The sequence below is a fragment of the Rhizobium favelukesii genome, assembly GCF_000577275.2.
In the GTDB taxonomy this organism is placed as follows: domain Bacteria; phylum Pseudomonadota; class Alphaproteobacteria; order Rhizobiales; family Rhizobiaceae; genus Rhizobium; species Rhizobium favelukesii.
Genome location: NZ_HG916854.1, coordinates 546,672 through 570,376, shown reverse-complemented (window position 1 = coordinate 570,376; position 23,705 = coordinate 546,672). Strand labels below are relative to the sequence as shown.

18 protein-coding genes and 7 pseudogenes are annotated in these 23,705 nt (G+C 59.8%); 9 read left to right on the top strand and 16 right to left on the bottom strand.

What is annotated here, in order from left to right:
• Positions 1-5 precede the first annotated feature (5 nt).
• The 3 genes from LPU83_RS62760 to LPU83_RS62750 form a co-directional block, all read right to left on the bottom strand.
• Entirely contained in the window at positions 6-4,928 is a 4,923-nt protein-coding gene (locus LPU83_RS62760) for a N,N-dimethylformamidase beta subunit family domain-containing protein (protein ID WP_040680819.1), read from the bottom strand.
• A gap of 291 nt (positions 4,929-5,219) precedes the next feature.
• Positions 5,220-7,220, bottom strand: a complete 2,001-nt coding sequence (locus LPU83_RS62755; RefSeq protein WP_024319020.1) for an ABC transporter ATP-binding protein/permease — start codon at positions 7,218-7,220, stop codon at positions 5,220-5,222.
• Positions 7,221-7,866: 646 nt separating this feature from the next.
• Positions 7,867-8,661, bottom strand: coding sequence for a hypothetical protein (locus LPU83_RS62750; RefSeq protein WP_024319021.1), 795 nt, complete (start codon positions 8,659-8,661; stop codon positions 7,867-7,869).
• 1,000 nt (positions 8,662-9,661) lie between these two features.
• Between LPU83_RS62750 and LPU83_RS62745 the strand changes: the two genes are divergently transcribed.
• From LPU83_RS62745 to LPU83_RS62730, 4 genes and pseudogenes are all read left to right on the top strand, one after another.
• Positions 9,662-10,273 carry a ParA family protein gene (locus tag LPU83_RS62745; RefSeq protein WP_231052278.1) on the top strand — a complete coding sequence of 204 codons (612 nt, stop codon included), beginning with the start codon at positions 9,662-9,664 and terminating at the stop codon, positions 10,271-10,273.
• Positions 10,270-10,497: a hypothetical protein gene (locus LPU83_RS62740; RefSeq protein ID WP_037069868.1), complete on the top strand. Its 228-nt coding sequence runs from the start codon at positions 10,270-10,272 to the stop codon at positions 10,495-10,497. Before LPU83_RS62745 ends, LPU83_RS62740 begins: the two co-directional genes overlap by 4 nt.
• 112 nt (positions 10,498-10,609) lie before the next feature.
• A pseudogene (locus tag LPU83_RS62735) lies at positions 10,610-10,850 on the top strand (WGR domain-containing protein); the annotation flags it as partial.
• 105 nt (positions 10,851-10,955) lie between these two features.
• A pseudogene (locus tag LPU83_RS62730) lies at positions 10,956-11,232 on the top strand (HU family DNA-binding protein).
• A gap of 45 nt (positions 11,233-11,277) precedes the next feature.
• Here the strand turns inward: LPU83_RS62730 and LPU83_RS62725 are convergent.
• From LPU83_RS62725 to LPU83_RS62715, 3 genes are all read right to left on the bottom strand, one after another.
• On the bottom strand, positions 11,278-11,592 hold the full coding sequence (locus LPU83_RS62725) for a DUF736 domain-containing protein (RefSeq protein WP_040680818.1): 315 nt from the start codon (positions 11,590-11,592) through the stop codon (positions 11,278-11,280).
• A gap of 407 nt (positions 11,593-11,999) precedes the next feature.
• A complete protein-coding gene (locus tag LPU83_RS62720) occupies positions 12,000-12,395 on the bottom strand; it encodes a hypothetical protein (protein WP_024319211.1) in 396 nt (131 codons plus the stop codon).
• Positions 12,388-12,633, bottom strand: coding sequence for a type II toxin-antitoxin system prevent-host-death family antitoxin (locus LPU83_RS62715; protein WP_024319210.1), 246 nt, complete (start codon positions 12,631-12,633; stop codon positions 12,388-12,390). Before LPU83_RS62715 ends, LPU83_RS62720 begins: the two co-directional genes overlap by 8 nt.
• 153 nt (positions 12,634-12,786) lie before the next feature.
• Between LPU83_RS62715 and LPU83_RS62710 the strand changes: the two are divergent.
• Positions 12,787-13,157 (top strand): annotated as a pseudogene (locus LPU83_RS62710) (NUDIX hydrolase); the annotation flags it as partial.
• A gap of 29 nt (positions 13,158-13,186) precedes the next feature.
• Here LPU83_RS62710 and LPU83_RS62705 read toward each other — a convergent pair.
• Positions 13,187-13,604, bottom strand: a pseudogene (locus LPU83_RS62705) (GMC family oxidoreductase); the annotation flags it as partial.
• Between the two features lie 54 nt (positions 13,605-13,658).
• Between LPU83_RS62705 and LPU83_RS62700 the strand changes: the two are divergent.
• The 4 genes from LPU83_RS62700 (at position 13,659) to LPU83_RS62685 (ending at position 16,195) form a co-directional block, all read left to right on the top strand.
• Positions 13,659-13,910, top strand: a complete 252-nt coding sequence (locus tag LPU83_RS62700; RefSeq protein ID WP_231052434.1) for a substrate-binding domain-containing protein — start codon at positions 13,659-13,661, stop codon at positions 13,908-13,910.
• Positions 13,911-14,384: 474 nt separating this feature from the next.
• Positions 14,385-14,648 carry a hypothetical protein gene (locus tag LPU83_RS62695; RefSeq protein ID WP_024319208.1) on the top strand — a complete coding sequence of 88 codons (264 nt, stop codon included), beginning with the start codon at positions 14,385-14,387 and terminating at the stop codon, positions 14,646-14,648.
• A 31-nt stretch (positions 14,649-14,679) separates the two neighbouring features.
• Positions 14,680-14,916 carry a BrnA antitoxin family protein gene (locus LPU83_RS62690; RefSeq protein WP_024319207.1) on the top strand — a complete coding sequence of 79 codons (237 nt, stop codon included), beginning with the start codon at positions 14,680-14,682 and terminating at the stop codon, positions 14,914-14,916.
• A 418-nt stretch (positions 14,917-15,334) separates the two neighbouring features.
• Complete coding sequence (locus LPU83_RS62685) at positions 15,335-16,195, top strand: MBL fold metallo-hydrolase (RefSeq protein WP_024318734.1); 861 nt, start codon at positions 15,335-15,337, stop codon at positions 16,193-16,195.
• Positions 16,196-16,416: 221 nt separating this feature from the next.
• Here LPU83_RS62685 and LPU83_RS74520 read toward each other — a convergent pair.
• The 9 genes and pseudogenes from LPU83_RS74520 to repA all read right to left on the bottom strand — a co-directional run.
• A pseudogene (locus LPU83_RS74520) lies at positions 16,417-16,701 on the bottom strand (VOC family protein); the annotation flags it as partial.
• Positions 16,702-16,720: 19 nt separating this feature from the next.
• Positions 16,721-17,182, bottom strand: coding sequence for a Rossmann-fold NAD(P)-binding domain-containing protein (locus LPU83_RS75460; RefSeq protein ID WP_210163847.1), 462 nt, complete (start codon positions 17,180-17,182; stop codon positions 16,721-16,723).
• Complete coding sequence (locus LPU83_RS75455; protein ID WP_210163846.1) at positions 17,179-17,601, bottom strand: SDR family NAD(P)-dependent oxidoreductase; 423 nt, start codon at positions 17,599-17,601, stop codon at positions 17,179-17,181. The genes LPU83_RS75460 and LPU83_RS75455 overlap by 4 nt, the downstream gene beginning before the upstream one ends.
• Positions 17,601-17,759: pseudogene (locus LPU83_RS62670) on the bottom strand (alkene reductase); the annotation flags it as partial. The gene LPU83_RS75455 and the pseudogene LPU83_RS62670, both read right to left, overlap by 1 nt.
• A 19-nt stretch (positions 17,760-17,778) precedes the next feature.
• The gene (locus LPU83_RS62665; RefSeq protein ID WP_029710519.1) at positions 17,779-19,095 is read right to left on the bottom strand and encodes an epoxide hydrolase family protein; all 1,317 of its coding nucleotides are present in this window, start codon (positions 19,093-19,095) and stop codon (positions 17,779-17,781) included.
• Positions 19,096-19,127: 32 nt separating this feature from the next.
• Positions 19,128-19,444: pseudogene (locus LPU83_RS62660) on the bottom strand (cupin domain-containing protein); the annotation flags it as partial.
• Between the two features lie 570 nt (positions 19,445-20,014).
• A complete protein-coding gene (gene repC, locus LPU83_RS62655; RefSeq protein ID WP_024318731.1) occupies positions 20,015-21,307 on the bottom strand; it encodes a plasmid replication protein RepC in 1,293 nt (430 codons plus the stop codon).
• Positions 21,308-21,483: 176 nt separating this feature from the next.
• Positions 21,484-22,482 (bottom strand): plasmid partitioning protein RepB, encoded by a 999-nt coding sequence (gene repB / locus LPU83_RS62650; RefSeq protein ID WP_024318730.1) that lies wholly within the window; start codon positions 22,480-22,482, stop codon positions 21,484-21,486.
• Positions 22,479-23,696, bottom strand: a complete 1,218-nt coding sequence (gene repA / locus LPU83_RS62645; protein WP_024318729.1) for a plasmid partitioning protein RepA — start codon at positions 23,694-23,696, stop codon at positions 22,479-22,481. The genes repB and repA overlap by 4 nt, the downstream gene beginning before the upstream one ends.
• Between the last annotated feature and the right edge of the window lie 9 nt (positions 23,697-23,705).

Sequence of the window (23,705 nt, the reverse complement as noted above, 5' to 3'; positions counted from 1 at the left end):
ATGCTTCACGCGGCGAGCTGCGGCCGGAAGACCACATCGGCCCAATAGTTGGCAGCGTTGTAGGTGGCATTCGGGAAAATGCCTGTAGTGGCGGATCCGCCATAGCGGTAGACGCCGTTGCCACCGGCGGCGGCGCTTGACAGGGCCGTCAGCGGGCCATTGGTGACGGGACTGGTGAAGAAGCCATCGGTCGCCACGTAGGCACCGGTCGTGTGATACGACGCGATATAGGTGGTGTTGGCGGCGATGGAGACAGCCGTCGCAAAGTTCACCGTCTGCCAACCACTCGCCGAGGTGTTGGTGAAGGTGGCGGTGGCGAGCTTGGTGCCTGCGGTGGTCCACAGGTCGACGACGTTCTGGCCGTTGTCGTTGGCGCTGCGGTAGAACTTGATGCCCGTAATATCACCGACAACGTTCGACTGGAACTTGACGCCGAGCTCGAGTTGCTGACCATCGTTGAGGTTCGTCTGGGCCGGCGTGTTGGAGGCGCTGAATAGGCTATAGGTCGTGGGGGCCGTCGACGCGGCGATGTTGAAGGTCTCGTTGGCAGCCAGGCCGCCAAGGTCGGTCGCCGTTACTTGGACGCCGTACGTGCCGGCTGTCGTCGGCGTGCCGCTGAAGGTCCGCGTCGTGGCGTTGAAGCTCAGCCAGGCCGGAAGCGACGAACCGTCGGCGGCGGTTGCCGCGTAAGTGAAGGTTTCGCCGCTGTCGACATCGGTGAAGGTGTTGGCCGGCAGCACAAACGAAAAAGCAGTGCCGACGGTGGCGTTCTGGGTGGCAGTCTGCGCCGCGAGCACCGGCGCATCGTTGGCGCCGTGGATGGTGACGGTGAGGCTTGCCGTGGCGGTGGCACCGGCGGTGTCACGCATGGTGTAGCTGAAGGCATCGTTCAGCGTGTTGGTGGACTGCCGCAGCGCCTGCACGGCGGCATTATTCTCGTTGACGGCATAGGTATAGGTGCCCGATGCATTGAGCACGAGACTGCCGTACGTGCCGTTCAGCGCCGAGCCGAGCGTGCCGGCCGTCGCGCCGAAGCTGACCGCCGTGACGGTCTTGGTGTCACCGGCATCCGGATCGGTGTCGTTGGTGAGCACGTTGCCGCTGGCGGCCACGCCGCCCGAGCCGTTGGCGACGCCGCCCTTCTCGGTCGCATCCCCCGCGTCGGCAACCGCCGTCGGCGTCGTGTTCGGCGTCGTCGACGCGGCGATGTTGAAGGTCTCGTTGGCAGCCAGGCCGCCGAGGTCGGTTGCCGTTACCTTGACGCCGTACGTGCCGGCTGTCGTCGGCGTGCCGCTGAAGGTCCGCGTCGTGGCGTTGAAGCTCAGCCAGGCCGGAAGCGACGAACCGTCGGCGGCGGTTGCCGCGTAAGTGAAGGTTTCGCCGCTGTCGACATCGGTGAAGGTGTTGGCCGGCAGCACAAACGAAAAAGCAGTGCCGACGGTGGCGTTCTGGGTGGCAGTCTGCGCCGCGAGCACCGGCGCATCGTTGGCGCCGTGGATGGTGACGGTGAGGCTTGCCGTGGCGGTGGCACCGGCGGTGTCACGCATGGTGTAGCTGAAGGCATCGTTCAGCGTGTTGGTGGACTGCCGCAGCGCCTGCACGGCGGCATTGTTCTCGTTGACGGCATAGGTGTAGGTGCCCGATGCATTGAGCACGAGACTGCCGTACGTGCCGTTCAGCGCCGAGCCGAGCGTGCCGGCCGTCGCGCCGAAGCTGACCGCCGTGACGGTCTTGGTGTCACCGGCATCCGGATCGGTGTCGTTGGTGAGCACGTTGCCGCTGGCGGCCACGCCGCCCGAGCCATTGGCGACGCCGCCCTTCTCGGTCGCGTCCCCTACGTCGGCAACCGCCGTCGGCGTCGTGTTGCCCGAGGTCGTCGGGTTGAATAAAACATCGACCCAGTAGTTCTCGCCGTTGAAGGTGCTGCTCGGGAAGACGCTGGCCGAATTGTAGGTGTAGACACCGGCATTCGTCGGCGCCGTAAGTGGTCCATTTGTCACGGGGGTCGCGAAATAGTTTCCCGTTGCGGTATAGTGTCCGTAGTTGGTGTGATACGAGACCACATATGTCGTGCCAGCGGTGATCGCGACCGGGTTGGAAAAGCTCGCCGCCTGCCAGCCTACCCCTGACTCGTTGGTGAAGGTGACCGTCGCCAGCCTGGTTCCCGTGCTCGACCACAGCGAGCCCGAATGTGGCCCGATGTTCAAGTCGCTCTTGTAGTACCGTACGCCCGTTACGGTGCCGGCCACTGACGATTGGAACTTCATTCCCACTTCAATCGAGTTGGCATCGGCATCCGGCACGGTGGGCGGTATGGCCGAAGCGGGAAAGAAGTTGTTGCCGGTCACCGTCACAGTGCGGCCGCTACCGGGTGTCTCCAGATTGAGGCTGTCGTCCACTGCCCGAGTCTTGATGGTGAACGTGCCGGCTCTCGGCGCGACCCAGCTGTATGTCCAGGTCTCGTCTCCAACCGCCCGGTGCCACGTGGTGCCGCCATCCGTCGAGACCTCGACCGCAGCGATGACGCCGCCGATATCGGAAGCGGTTCCGCTGACGGTGACGGCATTGCCTACCTTCAGGGCGGTCCCGTCATTCGGCGCGGTGATCGATGACACCGGCTTTGTGGCATCCGTCGACTGGGTTTCTGATACCAGTCCGGCCTCCAAGGTGCCAGGCTGGATACCCATGTCGGCCAGCAGGTTGACCATAGCCTGCTTGACCCGGGGGTCGACCGGGGTGGCCTCGAGATCATGGTTCTCATCGAGCCCCCACGCCCAGTAAACTGTGCCGGCGCCGAACACCAAGGCGCCGCTAGGAGCTCGGTAAAGCGTCAGATTGTGAGTCGCGGTGGCCGTCCCGGTCTTGGTGCCGTAGTCCAGCAGATATTCGTTGACGGGCAAGGTTGTCGAGGATAACTCGATGAGTCCGGCGGGACGCAAGCCATTGTCGGGTGACTCATCCCATTCATATCCGAGATAGTTCTGCTCGAGGGTGGCCGTCTGGCCCGGCTGCAGGTTTGCCACGCTGGTATCGCGCCAGAAGCGCAGATTGGCGTCGTCATACGGGACGGTGATCGCATCGCTTCGGTACGAGTCGACCTGGAACATGGTGCCAGTCAGCGCATTCTCCGGCCGCCCTCCCCCGACCGCAGTCGGCGAGACGAACCGCGGATCCCGGTAGGTTCCAGTCCATTGGTTATCCGGATCAATGGGGCCGGCCCTGGTCTCCTTGTAGCACACCAGGGTGCGATACGCCTGGGCGCCAGAACTGATGCTGGGAGCAAAGCGGGTCTCCCAATAGACCTCGTTGCCGCTCCAAAAGCAGAGATTCACGCCAGCATCCCGCGCTGCCTCGACGTTGCTGCGCTGTTGTCCCGACCAATACTCGTCGTGGCCGACGCTCAGGAACATCTTGTGGTTCTGGATCAGGCTGCCGAGGCGATCGGAGTCCATTCCGGCCATATAGGAAACGTCATAGCCGTTCTTCTCCAGCCACCGGATGGCCGGGTACTCGGCACCGAAGATATAATCCTGCGGCCCGGCCGCGAGGCCGCCGCCCCTCGTGGTGATCGGTCGATTGTAGCTAACCGCGTATGCGCGCCCTGGGGCGGAGTCTGTCGCCGGCCCGTTGCCCTGGTACAGATTGGCCCCGCCCCAGGGGTTGTAGGCCTGCCAGGTCTCATCCGAGGTTTGGAAGAGGACGTCGCTGTGGCTGCTGTCGTCGCGCACGATGAACGGGATGTGGTTTGCGCCGGCGGTTCCGTCCTGGCGCACGAGCTTGGCGAAGTAGATCCCCGACACTGCGTCGGCCGGAATTGCCCAGGACGCTGAAACCGACCAGTTGCCGGCGTCGACCAAACCGGTGGTGCTGTCACGCAACGGCGTAGGCTGGTTCTGGACGCCCGTATGCTGAATCGTGGCAACCTTGCGAGCTCCCATGCCGCCGTAATAGCCGAGGCGATAGATGTCGACGCGATAGTTGCTGGAATTCGTATTGATTTTGAAGCTGACGGTCTGGCCGCGATTGACGCTGATATCGGTGGCGAAGCCCTCGATATTCGAGCTGCCGGCGCCGTCAATGCCCCACTCACTCTCCGGATTGCCGGGTTTCTGGTTTTCCAGCACGATCGGGTTGACGGCCGTCGCCGCGGCCGCCACATTTTGCGCCAATGTTGTTTGCGTGCCCAACGGTGTGGTAACCGAGCCAGAAAGGATGCCGATGCCCTTAGAGTGAGCGGTTCCCGTTCCGATCTCTCCGCCGCCTGGCAATGATCCGTTCCAGACCGTTGTTTCTGTCCACGTTGCAGTTCCGCGCCAGCCCGAAAGAGGAGACAAGTCACGATCCAGAAGCGGGTCGCTGATCGAGGCGCCGAATGTCCGCTTGACTGTCGTCACATAGTCCGGACCCTCGGTCGGCCTGGTCCCCGGCAATTGACCGTCCTGTTGAAGCATACCCCCGCGCTGGGCCCAATCGAGAATCCGCGTGGGAGAGGTAAAGTAGCCGCACCCCCAGACGCCAAAGGGCATGCCAACAGCTGATGAATGAGCTCCGGCAAGGTGCGCAGTCGCCTGCGCTGACGGAGCACCGCGCGAGAAAGGTGCAAAACGAGGTTCGCGAATCGTTGCGAAAGTGTTGGTCAACGACGGCAATACACAGTCGATATTGACCTTACCGTCCGCGCCGCAGACCAGGTCCCCTCGCCGCCCACTGTCATACTCGTTGAGCGCAGAGTTTTTGACGGGACTGTCGCCAAAGGTGCCGTACTTGTTCGCATCTGTAGTCGGTACGGATGACGCAAGTTGAGAAGATTCTTCGCGCCTGTAGCTAGTATTGCGCGGCCTCACCTTTCCACCGGCAGCCAACCACCGGGGAACCAACGAATCCAATAGTACTGAGCGGGAAGCCCACCGGCGAGCTTTGCGATACATGGCATGCCCCTCTCGCGAAATTGCCAAGATCAAATCTATGAGGATCGTTCAATGCGTGCCTTCCGGAATTATAGTCGAAAAGAAAAAAATATATTCTACTCCCTTCGATCTAAGGCAGGTGAATATCCGTTTGGCGAATGCGTTTTGCTGTAGAGCACGACCTCCCCTTCGTGGGATACCAGGTAGCACAATCGAAGGATCCGCCTCGCATCACGCAGATCTACCGCGCTTGCACTTTTAACGAAGATGCGATGAGTTTGCGGCCCTTCTTTTCGCCCGTTGCGGGCGCCCTCAGGGGACCGGCGGACCGGCGCAATTCGGCGTCGTATTGCCTTTCGGTAGGGAGCGCCGATCCTCCAAAAGGCGCAAAAGCAGGTTCCGTTTTCTCTTGCGCTGGACAAGATCAATATCACTGACGAGCTTTGCGCCGCCCTCGCGCCGCTCCAAGGTAATCTTGCGGCTATGGAAGGCTTCCAGCTCGGCTCGATGCGCTACGCTTATGATGGTGACATTCGGCAATTCATGGATCACCATCTCCATCATATTGTCCTGACTCTTCTCATCGAGTGCTGACGTTGCTTCATCCAGTACGATGATATCGGGATTGTGTAGCAGGAGACGCGCAAACGCGAGCCGCTGCTTTTCGCCACCCGACAACGTCTGGTCCCATGGCGCGTCTTCCTCGATCTTGTCGTTCAGATAATCGAGTCCCACCTTGTCGAGGGCCGCCTTGATCTTATCCAGCGTCCAGCTATCGGCGGCACGGGGATAGGCGACTGCACGGCGAAGCGTCCCGGAAGGGATATAAGGCCGTTGCGGCAACATGAACAGTCGTCTGTCGGCGTGGAAATTGACGCTGCCGTCACCCCACGGCCAAAGACCTGCGATGGCCCGCACCAGCGTGCTCTTGCCTGAACCGGATTCTCCGGCCACGAGCACCCGCTCGCCTGGTTCGATCACGACCTGGGTTTCCTTGACCACAGCGGTGCCGTCGTCAAGCGACACGGAGAGATCGTTTAGGCTGAGTATCGCATCGCCTTCAGTCTCACCGCGCTTGATGCGTCCCAAGGCGTTGCTCTGTTCCGCGCGCTCGAGCCCGTCGAGCGACATCATCAGCGAAGCGATGCGCCGTGCGCAGGCGTTCCAATCGGCTAGACGGGGGTAGTTATCGACCAACCATCCGAACGCACTCTGTACGATGGCGAAGGCAGAGGCAGCCTGCATTACCTGACCAAGGGTCATGCTGCCTTCGAGAAACTTTGGAGCACAAAGCAAAACGGGCACGACTGGCGCAAACAGGCTCGACCCCTGCGACACAAGTGTTGTGCGCATGTGTTGGCGTGCAAGGAGCGCCCATTGCCTGAGCACATTTGCGAACGTCTTGTCGAGGTCGTTACGCTCCTCCTCTTCACCGCCGAGCAATGCGATGCTCTCGCCGTTTTCCCGCACGTGCGTCAGCGTGTAGCGAAATTCGGCTTCCGCCTGATTTTTGGCCTCTGAGACGTGGACGAAATGACGGCCGATGACCACCATCGAGCTGGACGTGATCGCGGCATAGAGTACCGCAGTGATAACGAGAAAGCCGGGAACGGTGACGGTCGAACTTGCGATTGTTAGAGTCAGGGCCCCGCCGATCGTCCAGAGCACCACGATGAAGGTCGAAGCCGACAGAAATGCAGAAATGACCCCGGCGATGAAATCGACAGGCGCTTCGGTGGCAATCCGCAAATCCTCCGAAATGCGCGCTTCGGGGTTCTTGTGGTCGCCGCCGATGAGGTTCAACTGATAGTAACGGCCGTTCGCGAGCCAGCGCGCGATGACTGCGGTAGTGAGCCAGGAACGCCAGCGGCGCTGAATCATCATACGAAGGGCGACTTGTGCAGTGACAATGACGACGCTTCCGAGCACGAGTGGTAGGAATACGGCGCTCAGGAAATAGACGATGCGGGCATTGTGTTGCTCTATGGCGTCAAAAATTGCGCGATTCCAGACATTGATTCCATACTGGAAGCCGACATTGATGCCGATCAGGGTCAATAGCCCGATTGAGCACGGCCAAGCGAGCCTGTCGCCGCCGCGACCCCAGTAACGGCGCGCGCTGATCCAGAAACGCGTCAGCAAATACCTCCTGCGCGCCTGCTCGGCCTCCTCGGGCGTCAACTCTGGATCGGGTTCAATGACATTTGGCGGCGGCACGACCTCGACAGTCGATGCCTCCTCTTGGCGCGACTTCGCGGCACCGTGCGGTTTGGTGCCGTCGACCGATTTTTGATTGGATTTAGCGTCGATCATAGCGCGACAACGGCTTAAAAATCAAAAGGTTTCATGATGCCGGTGTCGAACCGGGCATCGGAGGGCTTGCTGAGAAAGTGAGGCAGTCGCCGCTCGAACCCACAAGGTCCCTAATGGGCACGTTCACCCCGACCACTTTTCTGCCAGCGGCGAGTCCCGGCCAGCTAAAGTGCATACCGAGCGACCAAACCTTGGACCTGCTGGTGAGTGTCGGGTAAGGGCCGATATTGTTAAAAAGTCCGTTTTCTGCAAACTCTGATGTTTTAACGGCCGTAGAGGCCGACACAGAAAATCGAGCTGGGGGCCTTCCAATTTTGCGTTCAAGCAGCGTGTGGGTAGGCCCTGCAGCGGAAATGAAACAGCATCGAGGGGGCAACATTCGCTCAAATTGCGAATTGGTTGACTTTTCGGCAAACCCAGATTTTGGACTTTTTCAACACTATCCGCCATTAGCGGAAGACGCCTTGGCCGGAAAGCACGGTGGGTTCAACTTGCTGGGGATGCCGCGAAGGTCACTTCTCGAACCGTTTGCGTCGCCATTGCCACCACAAAAATGATGCCAAAATTTTTGCGAGGCCATCCTCGGCCCTATGCGCGGGCTCAGGATTGAATGATGCGCCGTTCGTCTCGCATGGACCAGCCTTCTTTATCGCTCGCGGTCGTCGCGTTCAGGCTCTTGCCGTTCATCGGTCTCGCGCTGGAGCTGCTCGAGCCTCGGAATGAGTTGCTGGGCTGGATCGGTGCGCGTCGTGTCACCTGGTCGAGGGCCGGGACCATCCCGGGTCTGCTGCGTCCCATCGGCCACCGGCCCGGCCCGTTCCTCGTCAGTTTGAACACGGCCTGGCTCATCGTCGCGATCGCGGTACGCTGCCTCGGCGGCTGGTGACTGGATCACCGAGGTGCCGTTCCCTTCCTGTCTCATCTTGCCACCGCGCTGCCGCGAGCGCTCGGCCGCTTCGATCGCAATCCTGAGGTCGTGATCCACCTCGGCGATTTCTCGGATCAATGTATTGCCGGAGGCACCGAGCTCACCCACACGGGCAATTACAAGGTCCAGGCGTGCCTGCAACGACGCTTTATTGGCATTGACTTCGCCTGCATCCGCGAGGTCGATCGCTTCACGGTAGTGCTCCACCTCGAGCATGATCTCGTTTGCTGCTTCGACGGTCCGCAGCCCATGGCGCGCGACCGCCTCGTCCCAGCGCACGTTGGCATCGTTGTCACCTTCGCGCAGCCTTGGCTCATCGCTGGCGATCCGCTCACCGTTTTGCTCCTGCAGTTCCATCAGTTCGCGCCGCACACTCACATGCTCACGGGCTGCAGAGGCAATCTCGTCGAAGTTTGCGCGCTCGTTTGCGGGAATGACGCGTTCCGCCTGGAACAGGGCGGTCTCGACACGCTTCTCATAGGCTTCGAATTCGGATCGGCTCATTTGACGCATTGGCTCATCCCTCGAAACGATCTGATCCAGAGATACCAGATGCGTTATGAATTGCGAGCGCAAACTTTCCGTCTTACGCCCACCAGGCACTCGGGGATGATCACGCACCACTTCTGATTCTAAACGGATAAGCTGCGATTGAGCGAAGCTTTCGACTCCTTCTCCGCCATGTTCTGTGGCCACGGCCTCCCATTGGCGCTTAGCGAAATCAGTATAGCGCCGGCTTCGCTCTGTTTGAGGCAAGCTATGTCTGTCGGACCGCTTCGCATCATATCGTCGCTGCGCGGCCTCGCTCGTTGCCTCGTGTTCGGTTCGCCCGTGGCGATTTGTCGGACGCACCTGGTTTTTGCCATAGGCCGCGGCACTCGCCCGCTCACGCCGATCGGTCATTTCCATATTGATGCCGTGCGCGCGTGCCTTTTCCGCCATCGTCACCCGCCAGCGACGAAACACCGAAATCGTCGTTTCGATCCGATCGCCGGCATCCGAACGCATGGCAACGATCGCATGGACGTGCACATGCGGCCGTTTGCCGCCCGCCTCCTCGGGCTTTGGGTCCTTCGACGGCCAAACATCACTATACGTATTTAGTATTGTTCTTCAAGCTGTCATCGGAGAGCCTTGATGGGGCCTGACCGCGAACGAACGAAGCTTCGCAGGGACAACAGCCATGTGCGCAATGTGAGCAATCACATCGAGCATTCACACGCTATTTCAATATAATGGGTGTGAACAAACACCTCGTGTAATCACATCGTGTGCCATTGGCATGTGATCCCACTCTAGGGGCGATCGCCCATAGAATGTGTTTGATCGCCAGCATTTTGGTTGACGGTTGCTATACGCATAGAGTTATATTCACAGAGACACTGAGCACGTCAGCTGTCAAAGGGTCGATCAAGATGAGCCGGATCTATGCCGCGGTGAGCAATAAGGGTGGCGCGGGCAGACCACGCTCGTCACCCTGGCGGCGGGGGAGTATGCGCTTAGAAACGAGCGTGTGCTTCTGATCGACGCCGATAGCAGGCAGAACCTGTCGGGATGGTGGCGACTGTGCCAAAACAAGCAAAATGTGCCCGACAACATCGAAGTCACGACCGCATCGACATCACGAACGCTCGAGACGGCCATCGAGCGGTTTGCAACGTCCTTCGACCTCATCGTGATCGATGCACCTGGCGTCGACAGCTCACTTCAGACGAGCATCATTCGCGCCTCGGAACTGGTCATCTCTCCTATTCAGCCGGCGATCAAGGAGATCGAGGCGGCTGGACAGGCGGTCGCCATGGTCAACGAGATAAACGACGAAGCGGGTACCAAGATTCAGCATCTGAATGTGAGAACGCGCGTGACTATCCCGGGGCGCAACCTCGAAGCCTATCGCTATATCCGGCCATTCGTTGCCGGCTTGCAGCAAGCCGCCTATCGCACTGCACTTCTCGATACGGAGTTGTTCGAGCGCAATATCTATCGCGCGATCCAAAACGGTCTCGGCACATTGCAGATGCAGGACTTGACCGACAGCGTCCGAAAGGCCCGCGCCGAAGTTCAGGCGCTCGTCAACGAAATCGAGAGCAAACGATCGATCCACCTCAAGGGCATTGCCGCATGAACAAGCCGAGCCTGGACCTTGACGACTTCATCATCGCATCGAACGCTGTCAAAGCCGACCACAATGCCGGGGGTGCGAACGCGAGATCGGTCGAAGGTCTCGCCGAAGAAGGATCTGCGCCGTCGGTCGAGGCCCCTACTCTGCGAAAGCTTGGCCAGGATAATCGACGCGCGACCGGATATGACACCGTGGGTCTGGCGGGCGACATGCCGCCCCTGCCCTAGAAAAACGAGGAGTGGCGTCGATTTTGACCTATGAAGTACGTGAATCAATGCGGCGCGACCGATTCAAAACTGTCGTTGGACGCCGAGCACCAGATCTCCGATCCTGTTGTCCATGTCGCTCGATCCCTATCGCCTCTATTGCCATCGCGCTGATCTAAGCAGGAACATGGCACGGTTCCACACCCTGTCGATACGAGCCAACGCTGTTCGGTGAAACGGCTGTTGTTCGTTCATGGGGCCGGATCGGGACGAGCGGTCGGGAAAAGACGGAGGTGTTTTCGGATGAGCTCGCAGCGGCGTCGCACTTCCTCAAACTCGCGCGCCGGAAACGGTCGAAGGGCTATAAGCCCATAGGAAGCTGTGGAAATGCCGCCGAAGTCAGTTCGGTGGGCATCGTGGCCGATGACAGAGGAGCCGCGTGGTGGAAAGGATTCCGGAGCTTCAATCGGGAGTTCACCATGACCACAACCAACGAAATTGCAGACAAGATCGCCGGCGAACATGGCCTGACCAAGGTACAGGGCAAGGCGATCGTGGAAGCCGTGTTCGGCCATCACTGCGGCATCCACCTCCGGCAAGGAAACCTCGATCCCAGGTTTCGGCAAATTTAAAGTGAAGGACACGCCGGAGCGCGAAGCGCGCAATCCGGCGACCGGCGCGACCATCAAGGTCGCCGCCGCCAAGAAGCTCACCTTTGCGCCGGCAAAGGCGCTGAAGGATGCACTCAACAAGTGACATTAAGAAAAGCCCCGCTTGAGTGGCGGGGCTTTCTGGTTCTGCTTACCGGCGCGTGTTGCGCGACCAGATGAGCTGGAGGCCCTCCTGGCCCTGGACTTCGGTCAGCGTGGCATAGATCGGAGCCGGGAAGCTCGGATCATCTAGCTTGACCGAGATGTAGTCGCGCTCGGTGTCTCGGGCCTGCTTCTGCCAGCCTGCGCCGAACTCGACATTGCCGGCCAGGACGCGGAAGTCCGGGGCGCCTTCGGAGGCGCGTTCGACCCTGACGATCTTTGCCTTGACGTTGAGGGTGAGGGTCTTGATGGTGCCGTTGTAGGCGCCGGTTTCGTCGCGGGTGAAGGTGCCGATCTGAGCCATTGTCGCATTCCTTTTCGGTTGCTCGAGCCGCGCCCATCGCAGTCTCGATGGCTGTCGATCAGACCGGCGACGATCGGCGCGCACCCGCAGGGCCGCAACGAAGTGGAGGACGGCCATGGGCCGAGGCTTTCTTGGCTACCGCGAGGAATGACGGCGATCCGGGGTCCCCGCGTGACCTGTCACGTGGGGTGGTCGCCGTCAGGGGAAGAAAACGAGCCGGCCGTTGCGGGAGGACGATCGAGCCGAGCAGCGTGAGGCGTTCTCCGGTCCGACATGCCCCATCGAGACCGCGGTGGGCCTGCCTTGCGCAACCATTGAAGGGATAGAGAATGGCGGATCCAGGCGCGCCAGCATCGAGGCCGCGACACCCGCGCGTGTCATTTTCCCCGTCTGCGGCAAGCGTAGGATCAGGAACGCGTGATACCTGTGAGCCTTCGGGCTGCGGCGGCATTTTTGACGGTGAGTGCGATTTTCTTGAGGAAGGCAGGACTGAAACTGCCAAGGGGCGTGGTCGTCTCGAAGTCAAATGCCTTGTCGAGTTCAACCCGATTGTACTCGTCGAGAACGATCCAGCACGGAAAATCCAGGCCGGCGCGACGGCATTCCATTTGGCTGACGGCAAGAGAAAGCCGCTCCGTGTCGGGCAATTGCGATGTGATGGGAAACAGAAACACAGCTTCCGGCGCCGCCGCGGTGCGAACGACGACGCAGACGGGCCTCGCCTTGCGGCCGGACTCTTCACCCGCAGCCGCTTGGCGCTTCCACAGGTAGAAAAAGCGGACAATCTGCCCAGGCTCAAGCATTGTCACCCTCGATAATATCCTCAAGACCGGTCATAAGTTCCTGGTGGATGTCTTCGGGAGCATCCATCAAGCCGTAGACAACGGTATGAGAACGACCGATGAGCTTGCGATATTGCTCGGCGGTCAGAATGACGAGTTTGTCCTTCCCGCGCTTCGTGAGAGTGACAGGTTCGATCAAAGCCGCTTCGAGGATCTCCCCCGAAGCGCGGTTCATATCTGAGAAGGTGAATTGCTTCATGGCCCAAGCCTCGTACTGAATTACCTATAATACCTATTCTATGCAATTTATGCAATGGAGGCCGTCGTCGCGGAAAGCCGGTCCTCTCAATCCGGGGCCCGGAACTGTCGCGCTATCCTAACTTTTGCCCCTTCTCGCGCGTTTGATGACCTCATGGCTGAAATTCCCATCCGTTGTTTTGCTGTATCGGTCGTTCTTCTCCGTGCTACGGGCGCTGAAAACAAGTGCTGCTTCTGCGTCGAAATCACACGTTGATTGGCGAATGGTGCCAGATCTCCGGCGGCATCGAGGACGGTGAGAAGGCATGGGAAGCCGCGCCACGCGACGTCAAAGAAGAAACCGGCCTGAACTGTGATCGCCTCTATTCGGCAGACATATGCGAGCAATTCTATGAGGTCGGTCGCGATGCTATCAGCATGCTACCGGTTTTCGTTGGCTTCGTAGATGCTGGGGCAGCTGTGGTCATCAATGGCGAACATAGCGAATTTCGTTGGGTTTCATTCGAGGAGGCCTTGAGGATGGTGTACCGGCCGGAGCTCGCCGCCGTCGCACCCTACATCCGCCTATGGCGGAACCGCTTCCCCGTGCCCGCGGGCCCCTGCACGACGTGCCGGCAGGCCCGGATCGTCAGGGCCATCACCGTAAGAGTCGTTCCGGCGACGCCGCTACCAGGAAATGCCGAGGCGTCGGTGACGATAAGATTGGGAACGTCCCAGCACCGATTGTAGCCGTTGAGGACTGAATCCTTGCTGGACGCCCCCATCCGCGCGCCGCCGGTTTCATGGATCGCGGCGCCCATGCACATGGTCTTTCGGAACCATCTGCGAAACATGAAGCGGCTGAATGGATCCCGCATCCGGAAACGCCCCTCGCCCCATCTCCTTTAGGCCGGTTGGCGAACCGATGAATTCTAGCTCGCCGCCCACACCTTTAATCGTCTCGATCAGGATCTCCTCCTGCTTCTTGAGGAGAGGGACAAGCCGACCGCCGTTATCGCGACAAGCGACGACATGGCGATATCCTTCATGAGTTCCGCGCAGGAGAAGGGCTACCGCATTCCCGACGACGTCTCGATCGTGTCCTTCGACGGATCGCCTGTCTGCGCCTACTGCTCCCCTCCTCTGTCTGTGATCCAGCAGCCCATGGAGGAAATGGGAGAACGGGCCGCGCTGATGCTTATCGGGTATGGCGGCGCGGTCGGCGACGCAACTCAGGGTCCGATCGTCATTTCGAGCAAACTGGTAAAGCGGAAGAGCATGGCAGGTGTCGCGCGGTGACCGTCCCATTGCCGTCCTGCCTTTCCAAACTGAGCACATCCGCTGCTTCGGCGATGTCTAACCAACGGCCGCTCTCGCTGTTCGAGACGAAGCTCGCCAGCCGCGGACGCTGGCCGCGATGATCTTCACGTCGTGCGATACCTTGTTGGGAAAGCGTCAGAGGTTTTGGACGAAAACCGGCTGGACGATCGCAACCAGCAGATGGCCATCTGATCGTTCGCGGCCCTCTCGGCTTCGGACAGGACGATGTCCCTATGATCCGGGGTGCCCGATATCACCCGCGTCAGACGGGCGCCGCCCATGCCCTGCTCGCAGGAGAGTTCGACAGGCACGCTTGACTGAAGTACATTCGAAATGGTCTCGTGGCAGCTGCCGGGAAGCACTGGCCGGCCGAGGGATTCCGCACTTCGACGTACGCCGTCTCGCCACCGCAGAGCCCGTTGGCGGCGTCTTTGAAGCCGGTAGAGGGACAGCATGACATCTCGCAGATCCATTGCCGAGCGGGTGATCGCGCAGGCCAGCACCCGCGGCACTCCGATTGATGGAGACGCCGAATTCATGGCGATCGTCGAGCTGTGGGTGGCTGGCGAGATCGAAGCAGCCGAGATGCGCGATCGGTACAATGCGTTGCTGGAACGACGCTCGCGCGGCAAACACAACTCCGAAATCAGTCCGCAAGCGCCAGAAGGAACGGCCGTCCAGGCAAGCGCCGGGGCGGCTGATGAGGCGACGCCCTGACAGCAGATACACCGAGCCATTGGAGACAAGAATGACACGAACACCACGCCGCCCCGTCAATCCTCTAGACGCCGCGGAGGCCTTGTTCAAGCCGGCAAAGAAGGTAGCTGCGGCGCCTGCCGTCGAGCGACGAGCGCTGCCAAATGTCAAGGAACCGGTCTCCCTGAAGCTCGACAGTGACGTGCTCGCCTATTTTCAGGCAGATGGTCCAGGCTGGCAGGACCGCATCAACGATGCGCTGCGTGCCGCCATGAAGGATGATCGCTGAACACGCCGCAGTCACGCGGCCGCCCGTTTACACTCCTCGCTATCCCGCGTGGTGGCGAGATCGCGTTCGATGTCGGCAAATTCATCTCGGCTTCAGAGCAAGCTGCGCGCCGAAGGCGAATACCTCTCCGGGGCGCGGTCGGTAGGATGCCAGCCGCCTTTCGGCATCGTCCAATCGAATGCAACAGTTCAAACGCCCGGCCTCCATGTTCGAGAGAGCATGCCCGAGGGGCGCCGAGGCGCCATCATCGGCCGCCGATCGTCAAGGTCCCGGTTTCACCGGTATCCACCGGTCCGGCGCGAGCCAGTCGCTATGGCGGAGAAGCCGGTCTTCATGAGAATTCGAAGTGACCGCAGTAGGCATTTGAGCGTAAGAAGATGCTTGTGCGAACGTCCCCGCGCTGAAAAGGATTGTGGTCATGCTCACTCCCAGAGCTTCCTTCGCCGTTTGTTTCGCCCTCACCACCGCACTGGCCACGACCGCATCAGCGCAGATGCCTCCGCAGCAGCCAGATGCAAAAGCGTTCAAACTCGGCTCATTCGACATTGTGGCCTTGCATGACGCTCAGTTTGTTAGACCGAACGACAGCAAGATATTCGGCGTTGGCCACAGCCCTGAAGAAGTCGGAGAAGTGTTGAAGGCGGCTGGTGCGCCCACGGATACTGTGACGCTCAGCGTCGACGCGCTGTTGGTCAAGGGGCCGAAGCGGCTGATCCTCATCGACACCGGCGTGGGCGGTGCGCTTCAACAGTCTCTCGCTCAGGCTGGCTACAAGCCGGAGGACGTCACGGACGTGCTGATCACGCATTCGCATCCCGATCACATCGGCGGCCTCGTCAAGGACGGCAAGCTTGCCTTTCCCAAGGCGACGATCCGCATGTCGTCGGCAGAGTGGGCGTTCGCCAAGAAAAATGACCAGCTCGGCCATGTGAAGACCTTCAAGCCGGGCGCCAATGTCGCCTCCGGCATTACCTCGGTCGGATTGAAAGGGCATACGCCGGGCCATGTCGGCTTTCAGATCGTATCCGGCAAAGAGAAGCTGTTCGACATCGGCGACACCGTCCAGAGCTCGATCATTTCGCTTGCCAAACCGGAATGGCCGGTCAGCTTTGACAACGACGTGGCCGACGGCGAAAGGAACCGAATCGATACGTTGAAGAAGCTCGCGCAAACAAACGAGCTCATCTTCGCCCCACACTTTCCGTTCCCAGGCGTCGGCCATATCCAGTCGGACGGCGACCGCTTCAAATGGGAGCCGACCCTGACCTCGGGGCAATGACAAGCACCGGGCGCGGCGCGCTTGCCGTCGCCGCGTCCTCTACCACGTGGATCAAAGAAACCCCTTTGCGGCCATTTGTGCCCTCGCCTCGTCGCTCTCCGGCCAAACGCCGAGGCGTCGAGGACAGTCGTCGATTTCGTGAACTGTACGTCCCGGTATTCGACGACCTCGACATGGTTGCCCCATGGATCGAGAAAGTTGAATGGCCTGCCGTCTAAAACGGTCGCGCCTGCAGCAACAGCCAACGCCATCACACCGTTGCGATCATCCACGACGAGACCGAAGTGCCGGCTCGTATCGGGAGATTGCGACCTTCCCCGGCTCATTGCCAGGAACTGGTCGCCCATATCGATGAAGGCGATTTCCAAGCTTCCTGTGTCGTCGCTGTGAGTGCCTCGCAGCTCGAACGAAAAGATCTTTCCATAGAAGCGGAGCGCTTCATCAACATCTCCAACTTCGAGAGCAATGTGGTTGAGACCGACGAGCTTCGGCTTCTGATCTGTCATCGGGGTTTCCCTGTATTGCCTACGCTCGTCGATCAGTTGTCAGGATCGGTGCGACCAGTCTTTCCGACGCGTCAACGACGGCGTGGAGGTAAGAAGGGTTGGCGACGTTCTTGCTTGGTAGGATCGCGTGCGCCTTGTTGTTGAACATCGCCCCGCTGCGCCCTTCCAGATCCGGCGACACAAGCATGGGTGTAATCCTTGTCGAGTAGACCTCCGGCTCGAGTCCCTCGATGATCTTCAGAAGAAGCTTGTTGCACCCGAACAAGTTCCCCCGGATGCCCGTTTTAACGAAGCCTGGGTTCAGTGCGACGACGTCGACGTCGGGAAAGCGCCGAACGACGTCCAGCACCAAGGCCTCGTTGCCCGCGACCGTGTTCATATGCGCCTTCATGCGGCCGTAGCTCTTCTCCGAATTCAGGTCCTCGATATTGGCCGACTGACCCGAACCCGGAAAGCCGATGACGAAGACGCTAGGCTTCATGTGCGGTTGCGGGCGACCCGTGCCAAGACGTGGAGCGATCGCGTTGAGGATGACGTAGCGGCTGAGTAGCTGAGCGCCAGGTCGCGTTCTATGCCCTCTGCCGTGACCTCTCTCTTCGGACCGGCCATGATCCCCGCCGTCATGAGGACGAGGTCAAGCGTCTCGGCAGGCATTTCATCGGCGACACGCTTTGCGTCGATGACGAGATTGAGATCGGCCTTCAGGAAGCTGATGTTCTTCGTCTCCGCGTCCCTGAACGTCTGGCCGACGACGAGGACGTCGGCGCCCTGCTTGGCGAGATCGTGGGCAAGGGAGCGGCCGATACCGCCCGTCCCACCGATGACGGCCACGTTAAGTCCGGCCAGATTAAGCGAATTCTTCTCGATGCGACGCCATGTGATCGAGCTGTCCCGCTGCATCAGACGGCCTCAGTGTCCGCAGCGGCGTCGCCCAAGGAGGGATAGTCGGTGAAGCCGTTCGCCGTCCCACCGAAGTACGTGCTGCGGTCCGCCTCGTTCATTGGCGCGCAGACCTTCAGTCGATCGACGAAGTCCGGGTTCGCCAACACCATCGTCGCCTGCGCGAAAGAAAGCGCCTCATGAGCGAAAGCTCCTGAACCCCGCCCGAATTTCCTGAGTGAATACCTCGGGCTCCTCCCAGGCAGCGAAATGTCCGCCTTTCGGCGCCTGGTTGTAGTAGATGAGCTGCGGGTACGCTCTTGAAAGCCATTTCTTCGGCGGCCGGTAGACCTCGCCCGGAAACACGGTTACGGCCACTGGCACCTTGCTCGGCGTCAGTTTCGCCCCGGCGACAATGTTTTCCCAGTAAAGCCGACCGCTCGATGGTCCCGTGTTGGTTAGCCAGTAGAGGGATATATTGTCGAGGATTGCGTCCTTCGACAATACTTTCTCGGGCTCGCCGCGCGTATAAACCCAATCGGCGATCTTGTCATACAGCCAGGCAGCCAAACCAACCGGGGAGTCTGCAATCCCGTAGCCAATCGTTTCCGGCCTCGTGCCCATGATCGCCGCGTATCCGAAACCATTGGCTAGGAAGTCCTTGGCTTCGTTGAACACAACTCTCTCGTCCGCGGACAGCGTCTCTGGCGGTGGACCTCCAGCCTTGAGTGCCGCTGCGGCATCGGGAGGAAAGGTAGTCGCGCGCTCGACACGGTTGACATGGATGCCCAGCAGCCCCTGAGGGGCCTGACGGGCGAGTGCATCATTGATGATCGCTCCCCAGTCACCGCCCTGGGAAACGTAGTGATCGTAGCCAAGCCGCTTCATGAGGGTATCCCAGGCGTTGGCAATGCGCTGTGGGTTCCAGCCCGTCGTTGTCGGCTTCTCGGAAAAGCCAAACCCCGGTATCGACGGAAGAACGACATGGAACGCGTCGTCGGCGCTGCCGCCGTGTGCCGTCGGATCGGTAAGCGGGCTGATCACGTTAAGCAGTTCGAACACCGATCCCGGCCAGCCGTGGGTCATGACAAGCGGCAACGCATTCTCATGCAGCGACCGGACATGGATGAAGTGGATGTCCAATCCATCGATATTGGCAATGAACTGCGCATACGAGTTCAGCTTTCTCTCCGCCTTGCGCCAGTCATAAGAAGTGCGCCAGTAGTCGACCAGCTCCTTCAGCTTTGCCGGCTGCACGCCCTGTGAGCGGTCGGTTACGGTTTCGCTCTCGGGCCACCGGGTTTCGAGAAGCCTCCCGCGCAGGTCGATTAGTGCCTTCTCCGGAACCCCTACCTTGAAGGGTCTCACGCCGTCGACAATCGCCGGCCGTGGATTTTTCCAGTCCGCCGCTACCGTTGCCGATGGAAGGATAACCGAAGACAGGCCCACCGCAGTGCCGGCGACGAGCAGCGTCCGGCGTGAGACTTCTATCTTCTCAAGTGATTTATGTGTCATGTCAATGCATCCCGTATTGACGTCGTCTGCGCCTACTTGACTGGAACGGCGAGGGTTTGCCCCTGGTCACGATGTAGGTGGCCAACTCGGAGGTTCTGCCATCACGGACGTTTTTCGCGGAGTGTGCCACACCCGACGGAATGAACAGAGAACCGCCGGCCCTCAGCGTGACGGGGTCGCGTCCTTCAAGCTTATACTGAAGCTTGCCTTCCAGTACGTAGGCGACTTCTTCGCCAGGATGCGTATGGTTGATGGTCGACGCTCCCGGATTGAAGTCAACACGTACCTGAACGACTTCCTTGTCAGGCACGCCGATGCCTTCCTTGATGAGGTCCGTGCGCTGTATTTCCTGCGGCCGAGTTGAGAGACACGGCTCCTGCAGCGACGGCGCAAAGGATGAGCAAACAGGTTTTCATGATAGGCTTCCTTGTTTGGCAGTGCCTTCGACTTTCGGTCAGGTGGCACTCGTAAACTGGATCCAGATTTCATCCGGTCCTTTGCGGAGGAATAGGAACAAGATCGAGAACCTTTTCCCTTGCGGCGAAATTTGCGCCTTGGATGTACGTGGAATGTTTCAGCTCCACGCCGGTTTGTATCAAAGTTTGTCGATAGCCGCTCCGCTATCATCTGGTGCAGTAGTCGATTCAATGATCGCAGCGTGAAATTCTCGAACCGCTTCAGCCGCTTGCGGCGCGTAGCTTGGCTGTGAGCCCAAAGGGAATGACGTCGATTCCACCGAAACGTGCGGACTGCCTGCGAGCAGCCCGATGCCCAATGCTACGACGTCGACGGAAACCCGGTCGGCATAGTGAGTGATGTGGACAGGTTGGCGGCGCAAACGACTGTTCTCAGCTTGAGGGCCAATGCGACCCCGGCGGCGTGGCCGGCATCTTCGGCTACAACCGGAATGTTCCACCCCTCAGCTGACATTGCGCCGCGCTCCGGCATTTGCTCGAACAAGCGCCATCAGCATCGGCCCAATCGCAAACTCACCCCTTTCGGTCCTTCGGGTCAGATCCCGCAGATATCCGCCTGCCGAGTGGATCTGTCCCCCCCTTTCCAGGATACAGGCGATCACAGTCGCGGCATTTTCAGCCCCCATCCCTGCGCAGGCTTCTTCGTAGGCCGAGGGGCTTACGCCGAGCATGGATCGCACGACGATGGCCGCCGACATCAGGTCTCGCCAATTGCCGATCGTTCCACCGGGGCCATAGTCGAGGATTTGCGGGCAGGCTTGGAGGACAAGGCCGAGCGGGAACGATTTCAGGCTGTGCCGGGCGGACAGATCGGCCACCCCACCGCTCACTCCGCCGGAAGGTGGTGCTTTCTGCCCTCGCTCATCTGACGGCTCGGTGTTCGGGTCATTGTTGCCCACTGCCCTCTCGCCCTGCTTTGTTTCGAAAGCTGGTTCAAGTTCAGAAGTAGATTCGGGATTTGAATTCTGTATGTGCCGCTCATCTTGAGCGGGATTGCCGCTTTGATTTTGCGTTTTTAGCTGTATTTCCAACTGATTGACCACCTCTTCGCGCAACATTTCCATCTCGTCGAGGGTCGCTGCGAGTTGCCCGGCGGCCGGAACTCTCGGCAGTCGCTCCAGAAGACCGCGTAAATGCGCGCTGATCGTCATCCAATCGCCAGCCGCGCCTTCCTCGAGGGCCGCTTCGATCAGTTTGGTGATATCGCGTCGGCACAGCGTCAAGCGTTCCCGAAGGCGCTGCAGGTGCACGCGCTCAGCAACAACCTCAGCGGCCAGGCGCTCGATCTCCTCGGATCGGGCAAGCAAAGGCGCCAGCGAGAAGCCGAAGGCCTCATCGATCTCGCCGGATTTGCCTTTATGAGCGTAGCGCTTGCCGTTCGGGCTGTCCTTGCGGATCAGCAGCCCGGCCTCGATGAGCACGGCCAGGTGCCGTCTAATCGTCTGCTCGGCCATTCCATGAGCGCGCAGCGACAGCTGTGCGTTCGAGGGAAACACAACGAGCCCATGCTCTTGCGCAAGCGCGTTTTTCGGATAAAAGCTCAGCAGGGCATTCAGCACCGCCAACGCCCGGTCTGTTACCCCTACCAAAGGCCTGGCCTCGCATAGAGCCCGATACAGCTTCCATTTATCGACCGTCTTGTCTGGCTCAATCTCGCGAGACGCGACTTGGCTTGACAGCATCCCAAGCGTCATCGACCGCCGCCCAAAGGGCGTCGTCACAGTTCCACTCTCCATTTCCTTCACCTTCGATCAGGCAAAAGAAATTTGCTCACCGAAACGGTGCCAAAGACTCTTGACTACGATTCGTGGAAATGCGATTCTCGATCTTGTCTAGAAATCAGAGAGAGGCTTCCACGACTTTGGTCGTTTGGGGGCCTTTTTCTTTTGCGATTACTGCTCCTTAGCGTGTTTCAATTCTTGTCCGGGCGGCGTTGCGCCTGGAAGGTTTCCAATAGCTCGGGCAAACGGTCCACGAGATAGGCTGCGAATTCCGGTGCTCGCTGCTCGTCAATGACAAGCCTGGTCTTTCGGGCGCCACGCTCGATTTCGGCAAATTTGATGCCAGTCTTCGTAACGACATGGCTATGAGCTTCGGGGCGGACGCGCCTTGGCGCTGTTTCCCGCATGACCTTTTCAAATCGCTCGTCGCTCGAAAGCTTTTCGTAGGACGGCGTATTGACGAGGCCCATCCAATCGACGTCCTTGCGCGCAGCAAGGTTGGCCGCCAGTTGCTCCCAGCGCGGTCGGCCGATCTTTGGCGCAGGGCCAATCGCTATGATGAGCGCCTCCGGGATACTGCGGACAATCGAAATCATCGTCGACAGGTTGCCTTTGTGCACGGAGAGTGCAGCAAGGATTGTTTCCCGCTTCACTCCCCTCTCCTCTAAGCGAAGGCCAAACAGGGCCCGCTCAATGAAAGAGAGATCTTTCCGTTCGAGATTTTCCTTACCCTGCGCAACGATAAGACCGTCATCGTCAAGCTCGCGAACAACGGCTTTAACCTTCAGGCCCAGTCTGCGTATGGCTTCGACTCGACGGTGCCCGAAGGCAATCTGATACTTGCCCCGGCTGGTGGGATGAGGTCGGACCAGAACCGGCAAGATCTGCCCGTGCTGGCTCAGGCTTTCTTGCAGCTCCAGGAAATCTTGAGATGCAAAACCATCCAGACGATCCTTGACGAAGGACGCTTCAATGTCGGCTGGATCAAGCTCGACTATCGCAGCTCCTGCTGCAATCTGCGCCCGCAGGGCCTCGGCGGCTACCGCGTCTTGCGTGAGGCTCTCGAAGGCGCGATTCATAGATAGCAGCGCCCCGGACTGTACGGCGGGCTTAGCTTGCCGCATCGCTTCTGATGCGCGGCCGGTAATTGGCGCCAGCATGTCGCGCATTGCATCGCGCCGCTTACTCATGATGCCCTCCCCCACGCTTTCTTCACAAGCGCCTCGATCTCGGAGTTCACATTATCGATCGCTTCCATTGCGCGGTCATAGGTCGATCGATGGAAGTTCTCCCGTCCTACTTCGTAAAGGGTCTGTTTTGTCAGTCCGGCATCTGAAATCGCTGCGGACTTCAGAAGAGGATTCGTCAGCACACGCTCCTCAAAGAGGCTGCGTAGGAGTCCAACAATCTGGCTCTGAGGACCGTCGCTCGGCTCATATCGGGTGACGACGTAGCGGAAGAAATCATAGTCCGCATCACCCCCTGCCCTCTCCACGACATCGAAGAGGCCTGCCGTCATATGGAGGAACTGCGACATGGACGCGACGTCCAGCATCTGCGGGTGGATCGTCACAAGCACGCTTCGCGCGGCGCAGAGAGCCGATAAAGTGAGATAGCCAAGCGACGGTGGGCAATCGAGGATGACGATGTCGTAGTTCTTCTCGACCGATTGCAACGCGCCGCCTACGCGGGCGAAAAACATCCTGTCCTGCGCCCTTCCCCGCTCCGCGAGAACACGCGGCGTATCGTGCTCGAACTCCTGTAGCTCCAAATTTCCCGGAACCATGTCGAGGCCGGCGAAGTAGGTTTTGCGGATGATGCTGGCGAGAGGAACCTGCTGCTCGTCATAACGGATGGCGCCGTAGAGCGTTTCGTTTGGTTCAAGGTCGAATTCGGGTTGCAGCCCGAAGAGAGCCGACAGGGACGCTTGGGGATCGAGGTCAACGGCAAGGGTGCGATAGCCGCGAAGGGCGAAATACTGAGCAAGGTGAGCGGCAGTCGTCGTCTTGCCCGAACCGCCCTTGAAGTTGGTCACTGCGATCACTTGGAGGTCGTCCCCATCAGCTCGGATAGGCGAATAACCCTTCTTGGTCGAAGCAAGCTGCTGGCGGATGGTATGGATCTGCTCGAGAGAATAAAGTCTGCGACCAGCGCCGTTCTTTTCTGCCTCGGGGATGGTGCCCTCGAGGGAAAGGTGCCGTAGATAGGCATCGCTGATGCCGATGAGCTTTGCCGCCTCTCCCGCCATGAACTTGCGCAGTTGCTTTTGCGATGTGGGGGGGAATGCGCGCGCCCTTAACGCCTGCAGCTGCGCGCTTAATAGATCCGCGTCGGCCTCGACGAGGCGCGTCAGCGATCGAACCGGTTGATCGCGTTCGGCAAGCGGTTTCGCGCTGGTCGGCATCATAAACGC